The sequence below is a fragment of the Microvirga terricola genome, assembly GCF_011777495.1.
In the GTDB taxonomy this organism is placed as follows: Bacteria; Pseudomonadota; Alphaproteobacteria; order Rhizobiales; family Beijerinckiaceae; genus Microvirga; species Microvirga terricola.
In genome coordinates this window covers 439,397-456,842 of the sequence record NZ_JAATJS010000002.1, presented here as the reverse complement: position 1 = coordinate 456,842, position 17,446 = coordinate 439,397, and the positions used below count along the sequence as shown (strand labels likewise).

The following is a 17,446-nucleotide window of genomic DNA, read 5'->3' as shown; positions in this document are numbered from 1 at the left end:
TTTACGTCGCCCAATAACGGCGGACCCGCCGGCGCGCAGCGGCGAAACGCCCGCCCTGACCGGCTGCGGCGAATTTCCTCAGCGCCTCCCGACCTTGCTTCACCGTCTCACGGACCATGCGGACGACGACCAAGGCCTGCTGCCAGACCTTCGTGGTGACGAGCCAGCCATGCACGTAATCGCGGATCGCGATGGTTCGCCGAAAGCACCACGCAAACCACCGGATCGACAGCAGCTTGTCGCGCCCCACGGCAAAAAGCCGCTCTGCAAGGCCAAGACCGACGACCTTGGCGACTACGAAGGTCATCGTGCCGGAAATGAGCTTGCCCTGGCTGAAGAGATAAAGGGCATAGAGCTTGAACGGTTCGAGGATCGCCACCGGAATGAGAAACAGGAGCAGGATCACCGGCGCCGGCAGGGCGGCAATCGCCGCCTCGAGGCGCTTGATCGGCGCGAGTCGCGCCAGCGCCTGTACCGCGGGCACCACCACTGCCCGGAAGACGTCGTCGACGAGCACGACGACCACGGCAATCGCCAGGAGCGGCGCGTTCAGGAGGCGCTTCAAGACAGGGGACTTCATCATCGGCGCATCGCTCATCGCATGGCTTCCGGTCGCAGGCTTGGACGGAAATTGTGCGTTATATAAGACCGCCGACCGGACGGTACAAACCGTTCAGCCCAAGGATCAGAGCCCGGTTTCGCGCTTGAGCTGATCGATGCGCTTGGCCGCCTCGGCCTTGTCCAGTTCGGGATCGTAGGCTTCAGGCTCGTGGGCCTGCTCGGAGAGGTCTTTGAGATACTCGGCCTGGGCGGGCGTCATGGGTTCGAGCCCGATGACCCACTCCTCCGGGTCCTCGCCCTGCTCGGCGGGCGGGGCCGGACCGGCCTTGGGGTCGGCAACCTCGGGAGGATCGGGATGTCGGCCTGCGGTCCAATCGGCCGATTTGGGGTCCACGGACATTCGGGCTCGTATTGTTCCTGAAACGTTCCCTATAAGAACGTCTAGGCTGTAAGGACTGTTCCACAACGGAAATGCAGAGCGGCCAAGCGTGAGTCATCCCCGTTATCCACAGGAAACTATTTCGAATCTCGAAATTCCTCATCTTCCTCGTTTGTTCTCAACCCGAAGCCCCTCGCCTGCCCCAAACAAAAATCCCGGCGCGGGAACGCGCCGGGATTTTTCTGAAAGCGATCTTATGGCCGTTTAGGCGGCCTTGGCCTTCTTGGGCTGCACCTCGGCGGTGTAGTCGTCCATGAGCGTCTTGGTCATGTTGCCGGGCTTGAAGGTGTAAGACCCGATTTCGGACACCGGGGTCACTTCGGCCGCTGTGCCGGTGATGAAGCACTCGCTGAAGCTGGACAGCTCCTCCGGCATGATCCGGCGCTCCTGCACCTCGAAGCCGCGCCGCTTGGCGAGGTCGATCACCGTACGGCGGGTGATGCCGTCGAGGAAGCAGTCGGCGATGGGTGTGTGGACCGCGCCGTCACGGACAAAGAACACGTTCGCCCCCGTGCATTCGGCCACGCGGCCCTGCCAGTCGAGCATCAGGGCGTCGGCATAGCCCCGGCGCTCAGCGCGGTGCTTGGAGATCGTGCAAATCATGTAGAGGCCCGCCGCCTTCGCGGTGGAGGGCGCGGTTGCCGGATCGGGACGACGGTAATCCGCCATGTCGATGCGGATGCCCTTCATCTTCTGAGCCGGGTCGAAATAGCTCGGCCATTCCCAGCTCGCGATGGCGAGGTGGATCTTGTTGTGCTGCGCCGCGACGCCCATCATTTCCGAGCCGCGCCAGGCGACGGGACGCAGATAGGCATCCGTCTGCCCGTTCTTCTCGATCACCAGGCGCTTGGCCGCGTCGATCTCGGCCACGGTGTAGGGAATCTCGAAATCAAGGATTTCGGCGGATTTCTTCAGGCGCTCGGAATGCTCCGTGGATTTGAAGATCTCGCCGCCATAGGCGCGCTCGCCCTCGAAAACGCTCGATCCGTAATGGAGGCCGTGTGAAAGGATGTGAATCTTGGCCTCTTTCCACGGTACGATCTGCCCGTCATACCAGATCCATCCATCACGTTGATCGAAGGGGGTCGCGGACATCGTTTTTCTCCTTGGATATCGGCCTTCTGGCTCGCCGGGGCCTTGTAATTTCCGGCGCGCCTCCGTGCGGTTTCGAGTTCATTCATTTCACGGAAGCGCCTTGACGAGTAACAATCGTCCTGAGATATGTCAACAAGGCTGACATAAAATGGACTAAGGACGGTGCCTGACGCGATCCCGGCTGTACACTCCCCGACACTTGGCAAGGACCTCTTGGACGAGTTGCCCGCCTATGACCTTATCGAACTGTTCTTCTTCGCCTATCGCGATTTCGTCAGCGATCCGGACCGGATTCTTGACGAGTATGGCTTCGGGCGCGCGCACCATCGTGTCCTCCACTTCGTCGACCGGCAGCCGGGCCTGACGATTGCCGAGCTTCTCGACATCCTGCGCATCACCAAGCAGAGCCTCAACCGGGTGCTGAAGGAGCTGATCGAAAAGGATTTCGTCGAAAGCCGTATGGGAACGTCTGACCGACGGCAAAGGTTGCTCTATGTAACGGGCCAAGGCCATGATTTGGCCCTGAAGCTCGCCAAATTGCAGACGCGCCGCATCCTGGGCGCGTTGGCCGATCTGGAACCGGAGGCGAAGGAATTGGTCAGCAGCTACCTTCTGCGCGTCATCGACCCGGACGACCGCGAGCATGTGGAGCGCCTCGTATTCGGGGCCGGAAAAACCTGATAAACAGGACCCGATAGAAGCCTGAGCCGAATGGAAGCCACCCGTATCGACATTCCCGATCACGCGCCGCACGTCCTCGTGGTCGACGACGACCGGCGGCTTCGCGACCTCCTGGCTCGCTTCCTGACCGAGAACGGCTATCGTGTGACGACGGCGGCGAGCGCCGCCGAGGCGCGGGCGAAAACCGAGAGCTTCGTCTTCGACGTCCTCGTCCTCGATGTGATGATGCCGGGCGAGACGGGGTTCGACTATGCCCGCAGCCTGCGCCAGCATTCGCAAATCCCCATTCTGATGCTCACCGCGCGCGCCGATGCGGATGACCGGGTGACAGGGCTCGAAATCGGCGCCGACGATTACCTGTCCAAACCCTTCGAGCCGCGCGAACTTCTCCTGCGCCTCGGCAACATCCTGAAGCGCGCCATCGCTACGCCAAGTGACGGAGCCGGCAACGCGCCGGAGATGATCTATTTCGGACCGTTCTCCTTCCACTTCGACCGGGGCGAGTTGCGGCGCGAGGATGAGATTGTGCGCATCACCGAACGCGAGCGCGAGATCCTGACGATCCTCGGCACGAAAGCAGGCGACAACGTTCCGCGCGAGGCGCTCTCGGGCAACGGAGCCGCCGCAAACGAGCGCACGGTCGACGTCCAGATCAACCGCCTGCGCCGCAAGATCGAGATCGATCCGGCGAACCCCATCTTCCTCCAAACCGTGCGCGGTGTCGGCTACCGCCTTCTCGTCGATCGATGAAGATCGGCGCGCTCTTCAACTATGCCCCGCTCGACCGCGCGGCGCGGTGGTTTGGCCGGTTTTTGCCGAAGGGGCTCTATGCCCGTTCGCTTATCATCATCATCGCGCCCGTGCTGTTGCTGCAATCGGTCGTGGCCTATGTGTTCATGGAACGCCACTGGCAGCTCGTCACCCGCCGCCTGTCCTCGGCGGTGACGGCGGATATCGCAGCACTCGTCGATATCTACGACAGCTATCCGCAGGATGCGGATGCCACGACCTTGCAGCGCATTGCCTCGGATCGCCTGCAGCTCGACGTCGACGTTCTGCACGACACCGATCTACCGCCGCCCGGACCGAAGCCGTTCTTCTCGATCCTCGACGAAACGCTCTCGGAAGAACTGCGCCGCCAGATCGACCGGCCGTATTGGATGGATACGGTCGGGCAATCGAACTACATCGAAATTCGCGTCAAGCTCGATAAGGACAACGTGCTGCGCGTGATCGCGCGGCGCAGTCAGGCGTATGCGTCGAACTCGCACATCTTCCTGGTCTGGATGGGCGGTTCTTCCTTCGTGCTTCTCGGCATCGCGATCCTTTTCCTGCGCAACCAGATCCGCCCGATCCTGCGTCTGGCGGAAGCAGCCGAAGCGCTCGGCAAGGGGCGCGAGATCGAGTTCCGTCCGCGCGGTGCGCGCGAAGTTCGCCAAGCCGGCCATTCCTTCCTCGAGATGAAGCGGCGCATCGAGCGCAACATGGAACAGCGCACGACCATGCTGAACGGCGTGAGTCACGACCTGCGCACCATCCTCACCCGCTTCAAGCTATCGCTTGCTCTCATCAAGCAAACGCCGGAGGTAGAGGATCTCAAGCGCGACGTGGATGAGATGAGCCGGATGCTGGAAGGCTACCTCGCCTTCGCGCGCGGCGACACCGGCGAGCAGGCGATTCAAACGGATTTGCGCGTGCTCTTGGAAGAGGTTCAGTCCGACGCGGAGCGCCAGGGCCAGCCGACCGATCTCGATATCGTCGGCGATCCCATCATCACAGTGCGCCCCGACGCGTTCCGTCGCCTTCTCTTCAACCTCGTCGCCAATGCGGCGCGGCATAGCGAGAACATCTCGATTTCCGCCAACCACGAAACCCGGTGGCTCGTGCTGCATGTGGATGATGACGGGCCGGGAATCCCCGTTGAGATGCGCGACGAAGTGTTCAAGCCCTTCGTGCGACTGGATGAGGCACGCAATCAGGATGAAGGCGGCTCCGGCCTTGGCCTCGCCATTGCGCTCGACATCGCACGCTCCCACGGCGGCGACATCTCCTTGAGCGACAGCCCGTTAGGCGGCTTGCGCGCGACGGTACGCCTACCGGCCTGAAGGCAGAGCCCTCCACGTCTCGATGGCTTCACGGGCGGGGTCGGTCAACGTTTCGAGCGCAAGGGCTTTTGCCGGCGTGAACCATTCGATGACCGTGTGCTCGCCGCTCACGTTCTCCGGCTTTCCCTTCCACGCTTCGATCACGAACGTATGGTAGGTCTTCGGGCCGTTCACCTCAGGCTTCGGCTCGATGCTTAGCCCGAGCCGGCGGAACCGTGTCACGACGATACCGAGCTCTTCAAAGAACTCCCGCACCAGCGCCTGCTCAATCGGCTCTCCCTCTTCGACATGGCCGCCGAACAGGTCCCAGAAATGCGGATAAGAGAGCTTGTGCTCGGCGCGGAAGCCGAGGAGCACGCGCCCTTCAGCGTCGGCGAGAACACCTTGCGCGATATCCCGCATCAATAAAGCCTCCCCCCGATCGGCACGTCGCGATCCGGCCCGATCAGCATGACCTCGCCATTACCGTCCGGCACGCCGAGGGTCAGGACCTCCGACATGAACGGCCCGATCTGGCGCGGCGGGAAATTCACCACGGCGAGAACCTGACGGCCGATGAGGCTTTCAAGCGAGTGATTGACCGTGATCTGCGCCGACGAGCGCTTCGTGCCGATCTCGGGCCCGAAATCGATGGTCAGTTTGAACGCGGGCTTGCGCGCCTCCGGAAACGGCTCGGCGGCGATGATGCAGCCGACCCGGATATCGACTTTCAGAAAATCGCCAAACGCGATCTGCGGCGTCGCCGAACTGGATTGATCCATTGTGCCCCCTTTAATCTCTTAAATCGTTGCCGCCGGATTTTCGGCTTCACCGTCCTTGGTGCGCCCTCTGCGCCTGTGCGGCCCACAGCTCTCGATGACAGCCCGGCCGAACGCCCGGAACGGGGCCGTCAAACGCCGGCAATCGTCGGCGCGTTCAAGCATGCGCTCGCCACGGCGAAGCTCCTTGTCGAGCCGCGCCATGGTTTTGGCCTGAGACGGATCGTCGTCGTGGAGCCAGGTATCGAGCGTCTTGGCGAAGACGAGAGCCGCCCCTTGCAGCTTTAGCGCTCCGAGGGGGCCTTCCGTCGAAATGTTGGCGGCGGACAGCATGAACCGCTGGGAATTGATCGCAGCGCGACTGAGCGCCGCCAGCGAAAGCGGATCGAAGCGAAGTTCCTTGGCGATGCGCCGCAGCGCAGGCTTGTAGGGCGCCAGCGCATCGAGGCGGCGCATCATCACGTCGAAGATGCGATCGCGCGGCGGTTCCTTGGCAAGCTCATCGGTCGTGCCCTCCAGAACCGTGCGGTCGATCTGGCGCGAGAAGGCGCCGAGCACCGCGCCTTTCGAGGGGAAAGCGTCGCTGAATTCCGCAAGCGAAACGTTTGCCGCCTGCGCGATGTCCTTGATCTCGATTTCGGACCACCGCCGCCGCGAGGCCAGATCCATGAGGGCTTCGACAATCGCCTTGCGCTTGGCATGAGCTTCGGACGTCATGGCACTCCTCCTCGATCAGCCTCTCAAGAGCTTTAATCTAGGCCTCCGCCGGCGAACGAACATGGGTCGCTTAGCCCGCAAGTTCCTCCGCACGCCGCTTTGCCGCAGCAACGGTATCGCGCATCAGCGCCTTCAGGCCGTGGGGTTCGGCCATCAAAACGCCAAGCGCGGCCGCGGTCGTGCCGCCGGGCGAGGTCACGTTCTGCCGCAACGTTTCCGGCGACAACCCGCTCTGGAACAGCAACTCGCCCGCACCGATCACGGTTGCCCGTGCGAGGCGCTGCGCGAGGTCCGGCGGCAGGCCCGCTGCCGTGCCCGCCTCCGCGAGACATTCGACCAGATGGAAGACATAAGCGGGGCCAGAGCCCGAAACGGCGGTCACCGCATCGATCAGGTCCTCCGAGGGCAGCCATTCGACGATACCGTTGGCGCGAAGCAACGCGTCCGCCGTGCTGCGCTGCGCGTCCGTGACCTCGCCACTGGCGGCGGCCCCCGTCGCCCCCCGCCCGATGCTGGCAGGCAGGTTTGGCATGGCGCGCACGATGGCGGTGGCCGCCGGCAGACGGCTCTTCAAGTCGCCGATGGTTTTGCCCGCGAGAATCGAAACGATGAGCGTTTTCGGCCCCAGAAGGCCGTTGAGCCGCCCCGCCGCCTCGTCCAGCATCTGCGGCTTGATGGCGAGGACAAGCACCTCGGACACGGGCGGCTGTGCCGGATTGAGCGCGATTCCCCGCTCGCCGCACAGCCGAGACACCTCCTCGGAGGGACGCGGATCGATCACCGTCACGCCGGATGACGGCAGCCCCAGGGCGAGCCATCCCTCCAGCATGGAGCCGCCCATTTTTCCGGCTCCGACAAGGGTCAGCGAGGAAGGCAGTTGTGAGGAGGGTTTCGTCATGGGGACCTGGCAGGGGAATAAAAGCGGCTTAAACTGTAGCCATCTCCGCCCTGCCCTGTCGAGGCCGCCTCAGGCCTCGCCCTCGGTCTCGAAGAGCACGCTGTCCAGCGCCTCGCGGGGCGACTTGCCTGCCCACATGACGAACTGGAAGGCCTGGAAATAGCGCTCGCAGGTATCCACCGCGACGCGCAGAACCGCCTCGCATTGCCCATGCGTCGGCTCGGCGCCGCCGGCCAGAAGCAGCGCATGGCGGAACATCACCACGTTCTCCGAACTCCAGAGATCGAAATGGCCGACCCAAAGCTGCTCGTTGATGCGAGAAATGAGCTGCAGAATATCTTGGCGACGCCGCTCCGGCACCTTCAGATCGAAGGCGCAGGCCACATGCAGTGCCTCCACATCCTCGATCCAGGTGAAGGCGATGTGATAATCCGCCCACCGCCCCGAAACCGACACGGACATCTCGTCCGTTTCCGCCCGATCGAAAATCCAGTCACGCAGCGCGGCCAGGCGCTCGACAATATCGAGCGGATGCTCGGAACGCTCTATTTCGATGAGAAGCTGCGGCATGTTGATCCAGAGAACTCAATCGCCCGCACAATGAACGCACCCAGGCAATAGCGTTACGTAAATTCAGGCGCAGATCGAATGAAAACCACCGAATACGCTGAGTATTCGACACTTCCCCCCGCTCCAAACGAGAATCAGCTCATGAATCGACAGTCTTAGATTTTGATCTGGCTCACAATGCGCCGCTTCGCCCTGTCCACAGCAGCCCGTCTGCGCTTAGCGAATAGGGGGAGTGCTTGGGGGAGGATGGCTCGTGACGGCGGCGAAGGCCCCCCGCCTTCGGCTCAGCCCTGCTTTTCTTCCAGAGCCTTGATCCGCGCCTCGAGGCGCTCATTTTCCTCACGTGCGGCGACAACCATCTCGCGCAGCACCTCGACCTCTTCGCGAGTGGCGATGTCCATGTCCTTGATGAGGCGCTCGATCTGGGTTCGCATCACGGTCTCGACCTCGCGCCGGACCCCTTGCGCGGCACCGGCGGCATCCGTCGCCAGGCGAGCGAGTTCGTCGAAAATCCGGTTGGAAGACTGGGTCATGGATGCGTCCGTCATCGAATGGGGTGGTTTCGCCCACATGTGGGCTCATTTAAGGCAAACTGCAACAGGGTTGACGATCCCTGTGCCTCGGGTCCAATGGCTCCGCGTTTTGAAAGGCTTCATCACCCATGCCTCTCGTTGCCCTCTCCTTTCCCGTGATCGACCCGGTCGCCATCTCCATCGGCCCCTTCGCGATCCGGTGGTACGCGCTGGCTTATGTGGTGGGCCTTTTGGGAGGCTGGTTCTACGCCAAGCGCCTCGCGGCCAGTACCCGGTTGTGGGATGGCTTACGGCAGCCCAAGCCACTCGACATCGACGATCTCGTCGTCTGGGTGGCGCTTGGCGTCGTGCTCGGCGGCCGGCTCGGCTACGTGCTGTTCTACAACCTGAGCGCCTATCTCGCGGAGCCGCTCGAAATCCTGGCGGTGTGGCGCGGCGGCATGTCGTTCCATGGCGGCCTGATCGGGGCAACGCTGGCCGTCATCCTCCTGTCTCGCTCCCGCGGCCTCAACACGCTGGCGATGCTCGATCTCGTCTCGGTCGTCGCGCCCATCGGCCTGTTCTTCGGGCGCATCGCCAACTTCATCAATGGCGAATTGTGGGGCCGGCCCGCGCCCGACTTCCCCTATGCCATCGTGTTTCCGCATGCAGGGCCGATCCCGCGCCACCCGAGCCAGATCTATGAGGCGTTCGGCGAAGGCTTGATCCTCTTCATCGTCATGGCCTTTGCGGCGAACCGCTTCGGCTTCCGCCGCCCGGGCCTTGTCGGCGGCATCTTCATCCTCGGTTATTCCATCGCACGCATCGCGTGCGAGTTCTTCCGCGAGCCGGATGAGCAGCTGGGCTTCCTGTTCGGCACGACCGTCCAGGCGCTGAGCGGTGGCATCACCATGGGAATGCTATTGTCCTTCCCAATGGCGCTTCTCGGCATCGCGGTCATCTGGATCGCCGCGCGCGGCACCACGCGCCCGGCGACACTGGCATCGGCGTGAAACCGTTTGCGGACCAGTTGCGCGACCTGATCGCCCTCGAGGGGCCGATCACGGTCGAGCGCTACATGAGCATGTGCCTCCGGCACTACTACGACACGCGCGATCCTCTCGGCGCGGGCGGTGACTTCACGACAGCGCCCGAAATCAGCCAGATGTTCGGCGAACTGATCGGCCTCTGGATGCTGGAGATCTGGCAGGCCATGGGCAGCCCCGCCCCCTGCCGCCTGATCGAGCTGGGGCCCGGACGCGGCACGCTGATGGCGGATTTTTTACGCGCGACGCGCCTGATCCCGGATTTCCAATCCTCGGTGACCGTGCATCTCGTGGAGACGAGCTCGAGCCTGCACGAGCGGCAACGACAGATGCTCGCCACGTCCGGCTTTCACGTCACTTGGCATACGCGGATCGAGGACGTCCCCGAAGGCCCTGCCCTTCTGGTGGCGAACGAGTTCTTCGACGCCCTGCCCGTGCGCCAGTTTCAGGCAACGGATCGCGGCTGGTGCGAACGGCTCGTCGGGCTTAATGACGACCGCTTCGTTTTCGGCTTGCGACCAGAGCCAGAGGCAGCGCTCGGCAAACCGCCGCACGAAGGCGCCATTCTCGAATGGCCAGCGGCATCCATCGATCTGATGAAGGGCCTGTCGCATCGTTTCGCGAACGAAGGCGGCGCGGCGCTCATCATCGATTACGGCTATTGGGGCCCGGTCCTTGGCGACACGCTTCAGGCCCTGAAGCGACATGACTATCACGATCCGCTCTACGAACCCGGCGAGGCGGACCTGACGACGCATGTCGATTTTCACCACATCGCGGAATCAGCCGGACGGAACCGCGTTCGCATCCACGGCCCGGCGATGCAGGGTGACTTTCTCGACGCGCTCGGCATCGCAGCACGCGCCGCCGCCTTGAAGCAGCGCGCGACGCCTGCGCAAGCGGCGGACATCGACAGTGCGCTTTCGCGCCTCACCGCGCGCGGGCCGACGGAGATGGGTGAGCTCTTTAAGGTTTTGGCGATAAGCCACGCCGACATCGAAGCCGTGCCCGGACTGGCCCCTCTCCAGGCGAGACTGTGAAACATGTTCATCGAAGCGCCCGAACTCGCCTCCTATCCCAACATTCATCACGCGTTCTTCACGCGCCAAGGCGGCGTGTCGGAAGGGATCTATGCGTCTCTCAATGGCGGCCTCGGCTCATCGGATGATCCCGCGAATGTTGCCGAGAACCGCCGCCGCATGGCGGAAGATCTGGACGTTGCCTCGAGCGCGCTCATCAGCGTGCATCAGGTCCATTCGCCGGATGCGGTGACCGTCGAAGGACCATGGCCTGCGGAGCGGCCCAAGGCCGATGGCATGGCGACAGCGGTGCCGGGCCTCGCGCTGGGAGTTACGACGGCCGATTGCGGTCCGATCCTTTTCGCTGATCCGCATGCGGGGGTGATCGGTGCCGCCCATGCCGGCTGGCGCGGCGCGCTCACCGGCGTTTTGGAAAGCACGATTGCAGCGATGGAAAGCTTGGGCGCCAAGCGCAAGCAGATCGTCGCGGTGCTCGGACCCACGATCAGTCAGGCGGCCTATGAGGTCGGACCTGATTTCGTAACGCGCTTCACCGATGCGAGCGCCGACTACAAGCGCTTCTTCATGCCGAGCGAGCGGGCAGACCACGCGATGTTTGACCTTCCCGGCTTCATCGGCATGCGCGTTGAGGCGGCAGGCATTGCGGAATTCGCGAACCTCGGGCTCTGCACCTACACGAACGAGGATTACTTCTTCAGCTATCGCCGCACGACGCATCGCAATGAGCCCGATTACGGGCGGCTGATTTCGGCGATCACCCTCACTCCCTGACGCCTACGACGTCCGGCGTCTGCCAGGCGAGGTGCTGGCCGCCATCGACGGCGATCATCTGCCCCGTGATGCTGCGGGCGCTTGCGAGGAATAGGACGGTGTCGGCAATCTCTTCCGGCGTCGCGCCATGCCCGAGGGGGACGGCGGCGCTCTGCTTTGCGAAGTCCTCACTCTCCTGCCGTTCATTGGCCAATGTCGGACCGGGCCCGACCGCATTGACGCGAATGCGAGGAGCCAGCGCCTGCGCCATGGTTTGCGTCGCGGTAAACAGAGCCGCCTTCGTCAGCGTGTAGGAGAAGAATTGCGGCGTCGGCTTCCAGACGCGCTGATCGACGATGTTGATGATGCAGCCCTCCGCATCGGCGGGAAGCTGACCGGCGAAGTCCCGCGCGAGAAAGGCGGGTGCGCGCAGGTTGACGGCGAAGTGCCGGTCCCATCGCGCCTCGTCGAGGGTTAGCACCTCGTCGGGCTCGAACTCGGAGGCGTTGTTGACGAGAAGAGTCAAAGGCCCAAGCGCCCGAACGGCCTGCTCGACCAACTCAGCCACCGCCACCGCGTCCGCCAAATCGGCCCGGACGACGACAGCCCTACCCCCTTCGGAGCGAATGCGGGCGGCAATCCGCTCGGCTTCATCCGATGACCGGTTGCAGTGGATCGCGACGGCATAACCGCTGCGAGCGATTCGCTCGACGATGCACCGGCCGATTCGTCGTGCACCGCCAGTAATCAGCGCCACCTGCCCCATATGTTTCCCCTCGTTTACCAAATGTAACTCTCTTGCATTATGGTCCAATTGCCCAGAAAAGAACATTTTTTCTACGCCGCACCGAACCAAATGCGACCTTAAGCGTTAGGAATCCGCGTAATGCCAAAGGGGAATAAACTACAACTTGTCGCCACAATGCTGCCATAGTAGGATTTCGCTCTGTGGTTGTCATGTCACAGCTCTCATGAGGCTTCCGCTCTATATTGACCTCGTCGTCGGATTTGGCCTGAGACAAAAGTCTTCCGGCCCGATCGACCAAGACATCGATAGGAATGAGACCATGAAGAAATTCCTTCTTGCCAGTGTTGCTCTCTTCGGCCTCGCCGGGGCGGCAGCGGCTGCTGATCTTCCGGTTCGGGCCGCCCCGCCCGCTCCGATTGTCGTTCCGATCTTCACCTGGACAGGCTTCTACGTCGGCGTGAACGCCGGTGGCGCCTGGAGCAACAACAACAATCATGACGTTTTCGTCCCCGGCGTCGGCTTCGTGAACACCGGCGGCGGCAATAACGGCGGGTTCACCGGCGGCGGCCAGATCGGCTACAATTACCAGGTCGGCGGGTGGGTCATCGGCCTCGAGACCGATATCCAGTTCGCGGACCTCGGTGGCAACAACCGCGACAACGACTTCCTGTTCGTGAACAACCCGAACTTTTTCGGCCTCCGCAATAACAACAACGGCAACAACTTCTTCGGCACGGTCCGCGCCCGCGCGGGTTACGCCTTTGACCGGACGCTGCTCTACGTCACCGGTGGTTTCGCCTATGGCGACACCGGCGGCGGCAACGACTTCTTCGGGAACAACAACAACACCAACGCCGGCTGGACGGTCGGCGGCGGCGTGGAATACGCCTTCACCAACAACCTGACCGCGCGGCTCGAAGGTCTGTTCGTGAGCCTCGAGCGGAACCGCAACAACGACTTCCTCTTCCTGAACACCGTGAATACGTTCGGTTTCGAGAATCGGAAGAACAACGAGTTCGGCGTCGTCCGCGCCGGCCTGAACTACAAGTTCAACACCTACTAAGATCGTATCGCGTCAGCGATCAGCAAAAGGCCCGGGGAAACCCGGGCCTTTTTTCATGGATCAAGCCGTGAATTTTGTTTTTGCAAAGGCGGGTACGCGCGCCTCGAAATCGGCGAGCCACGCCACGAGCTTGGGATAGCTCTCGCGCCACTTTCCAGCCATGCGCAGATCGAGATAGCCTAACGCGCAGGCGAGCGTGATGTGGCCAATGTGGATCGTGGTGCTCGGCGTGGAGAGATGCGCCTCCGCATAGTCAAGCGCGCGCTGGACCTTACCCTGCTGATGCTCGACCCATTTCGGCTCGCGCTTGTCTTCAGCGCGCCAGCGGCCCTCATAAACCTGGAGCAGCGCGGCATCCATGAGGCCGTCCGCGAGCGCCTGCTGACGCAAAGCCGCGAAACGCTCCCACCCTGTGGGGATCACGCCGCCACCGGCGAGGTGATCGAGGTAGTCGACGATCACGCGTGAGTCATACAGCGTCTCGCCGTTTTCCAGGATCAGCGCCGGGATTTTCCCGAGCGGGTTCTGCTGGCGGAGCGTGTCGGTCGGGCTCGTTGTGTCGGCGTCTACAAGTTCGATCTTGTCTGACAATCCGAGAAGAGCCGCGGCGATCTTGACCTTGCGGCCGAAAGGAGACGCGGGCGAGGTGCGGAGAGTAAGCATGCGAGAGAGTCCTGCCAAAAGGAAGGCTCCCTTCATGGACCCGCAAGCATCAACCGGCAACGATTTTATGCGCTCGGCCCGAACGCCTCGCAGCGATAGCCGCCATAAGCACCGCGCGACAATCGCTCCGCGAGAGCGGGGAGCAGCGTCTCCGCTTCCTCGCGCAAGGACCAGGGTGGATTGATCACGAAGAGCCCGCTGCCGTTGAGCCGCGTCGCATCGCGCGGATCGTCCACCAGAAGCTCGAGGCGAAGGCCCGGACGCGGACATTCCGCGTGAAGCCGCGCCGCCACCGCATCGACCGGGGCGAGAGCCTTGATCGGATACCAGCCCGCATAAACGCCCGTCGGCCACTTCTTCACGGCGGCGAGAAGCTCGTCGCCCAGGCGCTCCAGTTCGTTCGGCTTCTCATAAGGCGGGTCGATGAGCACGAGACCGCGCTTCTCCTTCGGCGGGATCAGCGCGTGAAGCGCGGTCCATCCGTCGAGATGCAGGACCTTGAGATTGGTGACTTCGTTGAAGGCGTCGCTCAGCACCTTGTAGTCGGCGGGATGCAGCTCGACGAACACACCCCGGTCCTGCCGCCGCAGGATTTCGCGGATGATCGCGGGCGAGCCGGGATAGGCCGTCTCGCCGTGCCGCGCGCGCACATCGGCGATCACTTTGCGATAGGGCGCGAGAAGCACTTCCGCATCGGGGGTGAGTGCCTCATCGATCCGCCCGATTCCGTCGACCCATTCGCCTGTCCGCCCGGATTCATCGCCCGCAAGGTCGTAGAGCCCAATGCCCGCATGGGTGTCGATGACCCGTAACGGCGTTTCTTTCCGTTGCAGATAGGCGATGATCCGCACCAGAAGCGCGTGTTTCATGACGTCGGCGAAATTGCCGGCGTGAAAGGCGTGACGATAGTTCATAAAAGTCCTTACCGGATGGCCGGGATCGTGATTTCCTCGGCGCGGCATCCCTCGCGATCGACCTGCGGGCATTGGTGGAAGCCGCGAAGATCGCGATTGAGGCAGATGCGGATTTCCTGAAGGATGCGCCGCGGGCAGGAAACCGACATCATGTCGAGGTGCAGGCCGGGATTAGCCTCCACAAAGGCGCGCTCAATCTCGATGGGCATGACTTTGGTGTCGCTTTGCGGGCGCGTCAAGGCTTCCGGAATCTTGATAAAGTCCCGCGCGCGCTGTACGGCGCGAAAATACGCGCGTGGATTCTCGCCGCTGCAGGTTCCGTGCTTGCGCCATTCGTAGCGCGCAAGGTTGTCGTCGGGAAACAGCCCCCGCATGTCCTCGATCACCGCGCGCGGCACAAAGCGGCCGCTCGGCTCGCAGAAGCTCGGATAACCCCGCTCGCTCTGAGGCCACAATCCATGCAGCACGAAGCCGAGATTGTTGCCTTCGGCGCATTGCTTGCGCCCCTGGGTGGTGCCGGTGGTTTCGCAATACCCGGGCGACCAGGACAGGGACAAGACATAAAAGTCGAAAGCGCCTGAGGGCGCCCCCCTCACCTCCTGCATCGGCTGCGCGGTAGCGGTCAGCGACAGGAGGAGAAAACCGAGGGCGGCGAGAGAACGGTAAAAGGTCAAGGCAGAGCCTGTTTGCAATGCGGGGCGAACGCATAATAGCGGTCGAGCCCATCAATGCACCACTCCGTTCCCCAGCTGTACCCGATAAATCCCAGGCTCTCGCGGACGGAGAAATTGATCCGCCGCCGGTAGCCGTCCGAGGTCAGCACCGTGCCGGAGCAGAACCGGCGCGGAATGTAGTCGAGCCCCCAGGGCCGCCACGCCACTTCGCCGACACTCTCGAAGCCGACGATGGCGAGCGAGTTCCAGAACCGCCGTTCCTGCGTGCCGAAGCGCGAGGCGATGTTGGACAAGACGTCTGGATCCTCGCAGCCTGGCAGATAGGCGTGATAACGTGGATAGCGCTGTTCTGCCGGAAGAATGTCGCGGGCCAGGGCCGGAGCGCTCACAGCCAAGCAGGATACCAAAGCCACCAGCTTCTTCATCGTTCCGCTCCGACCTGTCAGTGGGTCCTATGAAGGACCATTTGGGCGGCATAGCGGAAGGTCAAGGTTCGGCGGGCATTAATAGAGCCCGTTCAGCGCGAGCGGCTCGTTCGCCGCCGGCCGCCGCAGGGGTAGCGGGGCATAGGTCTGCGCCAAAGGCTGCTGCACCGGCCGATAGGGTGCCGGCGGCGGCAGATCGGCCAGGAAACCGACGGAGGGACGCGGTGGCGTGCTGGGGACATACGGCGCGGAAGAGCCCGGCAGAGCGGCGGCGAGGTCCTGCTCCGGCACATCCTCCTCCATGTCGATGGGCGGCAGATCGGCGGCGGGCGGCTGCGGGATTTTCGCCTGCGCAAAAGCGCGGCCTTTATCAGGATCGATGCGCGCCGCGAACTTGATGATCGGCTTGCAGATGCGCCGCTCGCCACGCGGATCGTGCCGCGCCAGATCGATGTGCAGATGATCGTAGTGGAACTGATCCGACCCGGGCGCGAGCACGGTGGTGAAGTAGCGGCAGGCACCGACGAACGCCTCGCGCAAAAAGTCCTGCTCCCGCGGATCGCCGCTCTTCCACCCCTTCACCACGGATACTTCCCTGCCATCCGTCAGAACGAAGGCCATGATGTCGAGGGCGTTGCCGAAGGCGTGCTCGGAGAGCTTCGCGCCCCGCTGGTTGTTGCGCGGCCGGCAGGAATAGGACCCGGCTTTGAGGTCGACCACCTGCACGCCAAAATACAGTTCAGCCGCGGGCTTCACGATCTCGTCGAGCCAAGTGTCGATGCTCGGAATGATCGGGCAAGCGAGCGTCACCTTGGAGGTCAACCCCACCGAGCCGTTGGTGAAGGCGGAGACCTTGAAGGGGTGATCCATGCCGCAGATGCCCGGCCCGTCAATCTTCGAAGACAGGGCCATGTAGGCGGAAGGCTGCACGAGACGCTGAGAGAGGCACGCCTGTTCGGCTTGCGCGCGCCAAGGCTCGCGTTGTTCGAACCGAAACAACCCGCAACCCGTAAGCCCAAATCCGACAAGCGATAGGGCAAAAACCGCAACTAACCCACGACGCATGGGCCGGACCCTAATCCGGATTGCGTAAACATCGCGTCAACGCGCCTTCAGCGGCTCGAAGCGCGCGGATAGATTCCATCGGCGAAGATCAGGTCAGCCTCGCAATCGGAAGAAACAAAATTGCATCACGACGATTCAAGAAAAATCGCTTGAAGAACGGAGCTTTAGGATGACGTCTTCTAAGACGAAACGAGCGTTTAACACTTAAGAAGTAAATTCCACGATTCGACATTCCTCCACTGTGGAGCGAGTTCAAGCTGAACCTTTTCGCGCCCTGCGCCGTTTGTTAAGCTGGAACTCTGAACAGAGGGGAACGCCATGAACCCGATGTCCCGTTCTTATTCCGCGTCGACACTGCATATCGCGGCTTTCTGCGTTTCGCTTGGCTTCATCGGCGCCATCGTCATCGGCGTTTTCTAGATGACGTCTGCAATCATGATTCAGGGCACGGCGTTTCCGTGAACTCCCAGTTCGTGACGTTGATCGCGATACTGCATTGCGCGATCCGCGGCCCCCGCGCCGTCTTGAGGCACGTTTTCTGGCCGAGCTCAAAGAGCTGTCCGTTTGCGCGGCAATGGCAGTTGGGTTGATTTGGCGCCTGAGCCAGCTGGAATGAACCGGGCTCGGCACCCGCGCCGGGAGCACCGGCGAGCATGGCCGACAACACGACGACGTAGCGCATGACGCACCTCCGCTTCGCCAGCCCGGTAGAAGGGTCCTCC

General features: G+C 62.7%; 23 protein-coding genes. 7 read left to right on the top strand and 16 right to left on the bottom strand.

The genetic code is table 11. The features are described 5' to 3' along the window. Window position 1 precedes the first annotated feature (1 nt). The 3 genes from HB375_RS06580 to HB375_RS06570 all read right to left on the bottom strand — a co-directional run bounded on the left by HB375_RS06580 (window position 2) and on the right by HB375_RS06570 (window position 2,095). Entirely contained in the window at window positions 2-583 is a 582-nt protein-coding gene (locus tag HB375_RS06580; RefSeq protein WP_167672175.1) for a hypothetical protein, read from the bottom strand. Window positions 584-685: 102 nt separating this feature from the next. Beyond that, entirely contained in the window at window positions 686-961 is a 276-nt protein-coding gene (locus HB375_RS06575; protein ID WP_167672174.1) for a DUF3072 domain-containing protein, read from the bottom strand. A gap of 243 nt (window positions 962-1,204) precedes the next feature. Beyond that, window positions 1,205-2,095: a branched-chain amino acid aminotransferase gene (locus tag HB375_RS06570; protein ID WP_167672173.1), complete on the bottom strand. Its 891-nt coding sequence runs from the start codon at window positions 2,093-2,095 to the stop codon at window positions 1,205-1,207. A 162-nt stretch (window positions 2,096-2,257) separates the two neighbouring features. Between HB375_RS06570 and HB375_RS06565 the strand changes: the two genes are divergently transcribed. From HB375_RS06565 to HB375_RS06555, 3 genes are read left to right on the top strand one after another with little or no spacing between them, the layout of a single operon-like run. After that, window positions 2,258-2,776, top strand: coding sequence for a MarR family winged helix-turn-helix transcriptional regulator (locus HB375_RS06565; protein ID WP_167672172.1), 519 nt, complete (start codon window positions 2,258-2,260; stop codon window positions 2,774-2,776). A gap of 30 nt (window positions 2,777-2,806) precedes the next feature. Further along, a complete protein-coding gene (locus HB375_RS06560; RefSeq protein WP_167672171.1) occupies window positions 2,807-3,526 on the top strand; it encodes a response regulator in 720 nt (239 codons plus the stop codon). Next, window positions 3,523-4,881 (top strand): ATP-binding protein, encoded by a 1,359-nt coding sequence (locus tag HB375_RS06555; protein ID WP_167672170.1) that lies wholly within the window; start codon window positions 3,523-3,525, stop codon window positions 4,879-4,881. The genes HB375_RS06560 and HB375_RS06555 overlap by 4 nt, the downstream gene beginning before the upstream one ends. Here the strand turns inward: HB375_RS06555 and HB375_RS06550 are convergent. The 6 genes from HB375_RS06550 to HB375_RS06525 all read right to left on the bottom strand — a co-directional run bounded on the left by HB375_RS06550 (window position 4,870) and on the right by HB375_RS06525 (window position 8,357). Further along, on the bottom strand, window positions 4,870-5,283 hold the full coding sequence (locus tag HB375_RS06550) for an NUDIX domain-containing protein (RefSeq protein ID WP_167672169.1): 414 nt from the start codon (window positions 5,281-5,283) through the stop codon (window positions 4,870-4,872). The genes HB375_RS06555 and HB375_RS06550 overlap by 12 nt on opposite strands. Continuing rightward, a complete protein-coding gene (locus HB375_RS06545; protein WP_167672168.1) occupies window positions 5,283-5,642 on the bottom strand; it encodes a tRNA-binding protein in 360 nt (119 codons plus the stop codon). Before HB375_RS06545 ends, HB375_RS06550 begins: the two co-directional genes overlap by 1 nt. 18 nt (window positions 5,643-5,660) lie before the next feature. Beyond that, window positions 5,661-6,356 carry a TetR/AcrR family transcriptional regulator gene (locus HB375_RS06540; protein ID WP_167672167.1) on the bottom strand — a complete coding sequence of 232 codons (696 nt, stop codon included), beginning with the start codon at window positions 6,354-6,356 and terminating at the stop codon, window positions 5,661-5,663. Between the two features lie 70 nt (window positions 6,357-6,426). Then, complete coding sequence (proC, locus tag HB375_RS06535; protein WP_167672166.1) at window positions 6,427-7,254, bottom strand: pyrroline-5-carboxylate reductase; 828 nt, start codon at window positions 7,252-7,254, stop codon at window positions 6,427-6,429. 69 nt (window positions 7,255-7,323) lie between these two features. After that, a complete protein-coding gene (locus tag HB375_RS06530; RefSeq protein ID WP_167672165.1) occupies window positions 7,324-7,824 on the bottom strand; it encodes a type III secretion system chaperone family protein in 501 nt (166 codons plus the stop codon). 284 nt (window positions 7,825-8,108) lie between these two features. Then, window positions 8,109-8,357 carry an accessory factor UbiK family protein gene (locus tag HB375_RS06525; RefSeq protein ID WP_167672164.1) on the bottom strand — a complete coding sequence of 83 codons (249 nt, stop codon included), beginning with the start codon at window positions 8,355-8,357 and terminating at the stop codon, window positions 8,109-8,111. Window positions 8,358-8,485: 128 nt separating this feature from the next. Here HB375_RS06525 and lgt point away from each other — a divergent pair, with 128 nt between their 5' ends. The 3 genes from lgt to pgeF are packed head-to-tail and all read left to right on the top strand — an operon-like array spanning window position 8,486 to window position 11,193. Then, window positions 8,486-9,349, top strand: coding sequence for a prolipoprotein diacylglyceryl transferase (gene lgt / locus HB375_RS06520; RefSeq protein ID WP_167672163.1), 864 nt, complete (start codon window positions 8,486-8,488; stop codon window positions 9,347-9,349). Further along, window positions 9,346-10,422, top strand: coding sequence for a class I SAM-dependent methyltransferase (locus tag HB375_RS06515; protein ID WP_343232359.1), 1,077 nt, complete (start codon window positions 9,346-9,348; stop codon window positions 10,420-10,422). Before lgt ends, HB375_RS06515 begins: the two co-directional genes overlap by 4 nt. 3 nt (window positions 10,423-10,425) lie before the next feature. Further along, window positions 10,426-11,193 (top strand): peptidoglycan editing factor PgeF, encoded by a 768-nt coding sequence (pgeF, locus tag HB375_RS06510; protein ID WP_167672162.1) that lies wholly within the window; start codon window positions 10,426-10,428, stop codon window positions 11,191-11,193. On the opposite strand, the gene HB375_RS06505 is transcribed toward pgeF, so the two are convergent. Further along, window positions 11,183-11,938, bottom strand: a complete 756-nt coding sequence (locus HB375_RS06505; protein WP_167672161.1) for an SDR family oxidoreductase — start codon at window positions 11,936-11,938, stop codon at window positions 11,183-11,185. The two genes, pgeF and HB375_RS06505, sit on opposite strands and share 11 nt — an antisense overlap. A gap of 301 nt (window positions 11,939-12,239) precedes the next feature. On the opposite strand from HB375_RS06505, the gene HB375_RS06500 reads away from it, so the two are divergent. After that, a complete protein-coding gene (locus HB375_RS06500) occupies window positions 12,240-12,983 on the top strand; it encodes an outer membrane protein (RefSeq protein ID WP_167672160.1) in 744 nt (247 codons plus the stop codon). 60 nt (window positions 12,984-13,043) lie between these two features. Here HB375_RS06500 and HB375_RS06495 read toward each other — a convergent pair whose 3' ends face one another. The 6 genes from HB375_RS06495 to HB375_RS06470 form a co-directional block, all read right to left on the bottom strand. Beyond that, complete coding sequence (locus tag HB375_RS06495; RefSeq protein ID WP_167672159.1) at window positions 13,044-13,646, bottom strand: glutathione S-transferase; 603 nt, start codon at window positions 13,644-13,646, stop codon at window positions 13,044-13,046. Between the two features lie 65 nt (window positions 13,647-13,711). Then, complete coding sequence (locus tag HB375_RS06490; protein WP_167672158.1) at window positions 13,712-14,560, bottom strand: 23S rRNA (adenine(2030)-N(6))-methyltransferase RlmJ; 849 nt, start codon at window positions 14,558-14,560, stop codon at window positions 13,712-13,714. Between the two features lie 8 nt (window positions 14,561-14,568). Continuing rightward, entirely contained in the window at window positions 14,569-15,165 is a 597-nt protein-coding gene (locus HB375_RS06485; RefSeq protein WP_167672518.1) for a ribonuclease T2 family protein, read from the bottom strand. Between the two features lie 65 nt (window positions 15,166-15,230). After that, window positions 15,231-15,659 carry a hypothetical protein gene (locus HB375_RS06480; protein ID WP_167672157.1) on the bottom strand — a complete coding sequence of 143 codons (429 nt, stop codon included), beginning with the start codon at window positions 15,657-15,659 and terminating at the stop codon, window positions 15,231-15,233. A 78-nt stretch (window positions 15,660-15,737) separates the two neighbouring features. After that, complete coding sequence (locus HB375_RS06475; RefSeq protein WP_246728370.1) at window positions 15,738-16,658, bottom strand: extensin-like domain-containing protein; 921 nt, start codon at window positions 16,656-16,658, stop codon at window positions 15,738-15,740. Window positions 16,659-17,157: 499 nt separating this feature from the next. Beyond that, window positions 17,158-17,406 (bottom strand): hypothetical protein, encoded by a 249-nt coding sequence (locus HB375_RS06470; RefSeq protein ID WP_167672155.1) that lies wholly within the window; start codon window positions 17,404-17,406, stop codon window positions 17,158-17,160. Between the last annotated feature and the right edge of the window lie 40 nt (window positions 17,407-17,446).

Coding starts and splice junctions, on each gene's coding strand:
- HB375_RS06580 (WP_167672175.1), bottom strand. CDS start 583: ATGATGAAGTCCCCTGTCTTGAAGCGCCTCCTGAACGCGCCGCTCCTG.
- HB375_RS06575 (WP_167672174.1), bottom strand. CDS start 961: ATGTCCGTGGACCCCAAATCGGCCGATTGGACCGCAGGCCGACATCCC.
- HB375_RS06570 (WP_167672173.1), bottom strand. CDS start 2,095: ATGTCCGCGACCCCCTTCGATCAACGTGATGGATGGATCTGGTATGAC.
- HB375_RS06560 (WP_167672171.1), top strand. CDS start 2,807: ATGGAAGCCACCCGTATCGACATTCCCGATCACGCGCCGCACGTCCTC.
- HB375_RS06555 (WP_167672170.1), top strand. CDS start 3,523: ATGAAGATCGGCGCGCTCTTCAACTATGCCCCGCTCGACCGCGCGGCG.
- HB375_RS06550 (WP_167672169.1), bottom strand. CDS start 5,283: ATGCGGGATATCGCGCAAGGTGTTCTCGCCGACGCTGAAGGGCGCGTG.
- HB375_RS06545 (WP_167672168.1), bottom strand. CDS start 5,642: ATGGATCAATCCAGTTCGGCGACGCCGCAGATCGCGTTTGGCGATTTT.
- HB375_RS06540 (WP_167672167.1), bottom strand. CDS start 6,356: ATGACGTCCGAAGCTCATGCCAAGCGCAAGGCGATTGTCGAAGCCCTC.
- proC (WP_167672166.1), bottom strand. CDS start 7,254: ATGACGAAACCCTCCTCACAACTGCCTTCCTCGCTGACCCTTGTCGGA.
- HB375_RS06530 (WP_167672165.1), bottom strand. CDS start 7,824: ATGCCGCAGCTTCTCATCGAAATAGAGCGTTCCGAGCATCCGCTCGAT.
- HB375_RS06525 (WP_167672164.1), bottom strand. CDS start 8,357: ATGACCCAGTCTTCCAACCGGATTTTCGACGAACTCGCTCGCCTGGCG.
- lgt (WP_167672163.1), top strand. CDS start 8,486: ATGCCTCTCGTTGCCCTCTCCTTTCCCGTGATCGACCCGGTCGCCATC.
- pgeF (WP_167672162.1), top strand. CDS start 10,426: ATGTTCATCGAAGCGCCCGAACTCGCCTCCTATCCCAACATTCATCAC.
- HB375_RS06505 (WP_167672161.1), bottom strand. CDS start 11,938: ATGGGGCAGGTGGCGCTGATTACTGGCGGTGCACGACGAATCGGCCGG.
- HB375_RS06500 (WP_167672160.1), top strand. CDS start 12,240: ATGAAGAAATTCCTTCTTGCCAGTGTTGCTCTCTTCGGCCTCGCCGGG.
- HB375_RS06495 (WP_167672159.1), bottom strand. CDS start 13,646: ATGCTTACTCTCCGCACCTCGCCCGCGTCTCCTTTCGGCCGCAAGGTC.
- HB375_RS06490 (WP_167672158.1), bottom strand. CDS start 14,560: ATGAACTATCGTCACGCCTTTCACGCCGGCAATTTCGCCGACGTCATG.
- HB375_RS06485 (WP_167672518.1), bottom strand. CDS start 15,165: ATGCAGGAGGTGAGGGGGGCGCCCTCAGGCGCTTTCGACTTTTATGTC.
- HB375_RS06480 (WP_167672157.1), bottom strand. CDS start 15,659: ATGAAGAAGCTGGTGGCTTTGGTATCCTGCTTGGCTGTGAGCGCTCCG.
- HB375_RS06470 (WP_167672155.1), bottom strand. CDS start 17,406: ATGCGCTACGTCGTCGTGTTGTCGGCCATGCTCGCCGGTGCTCCCGGC.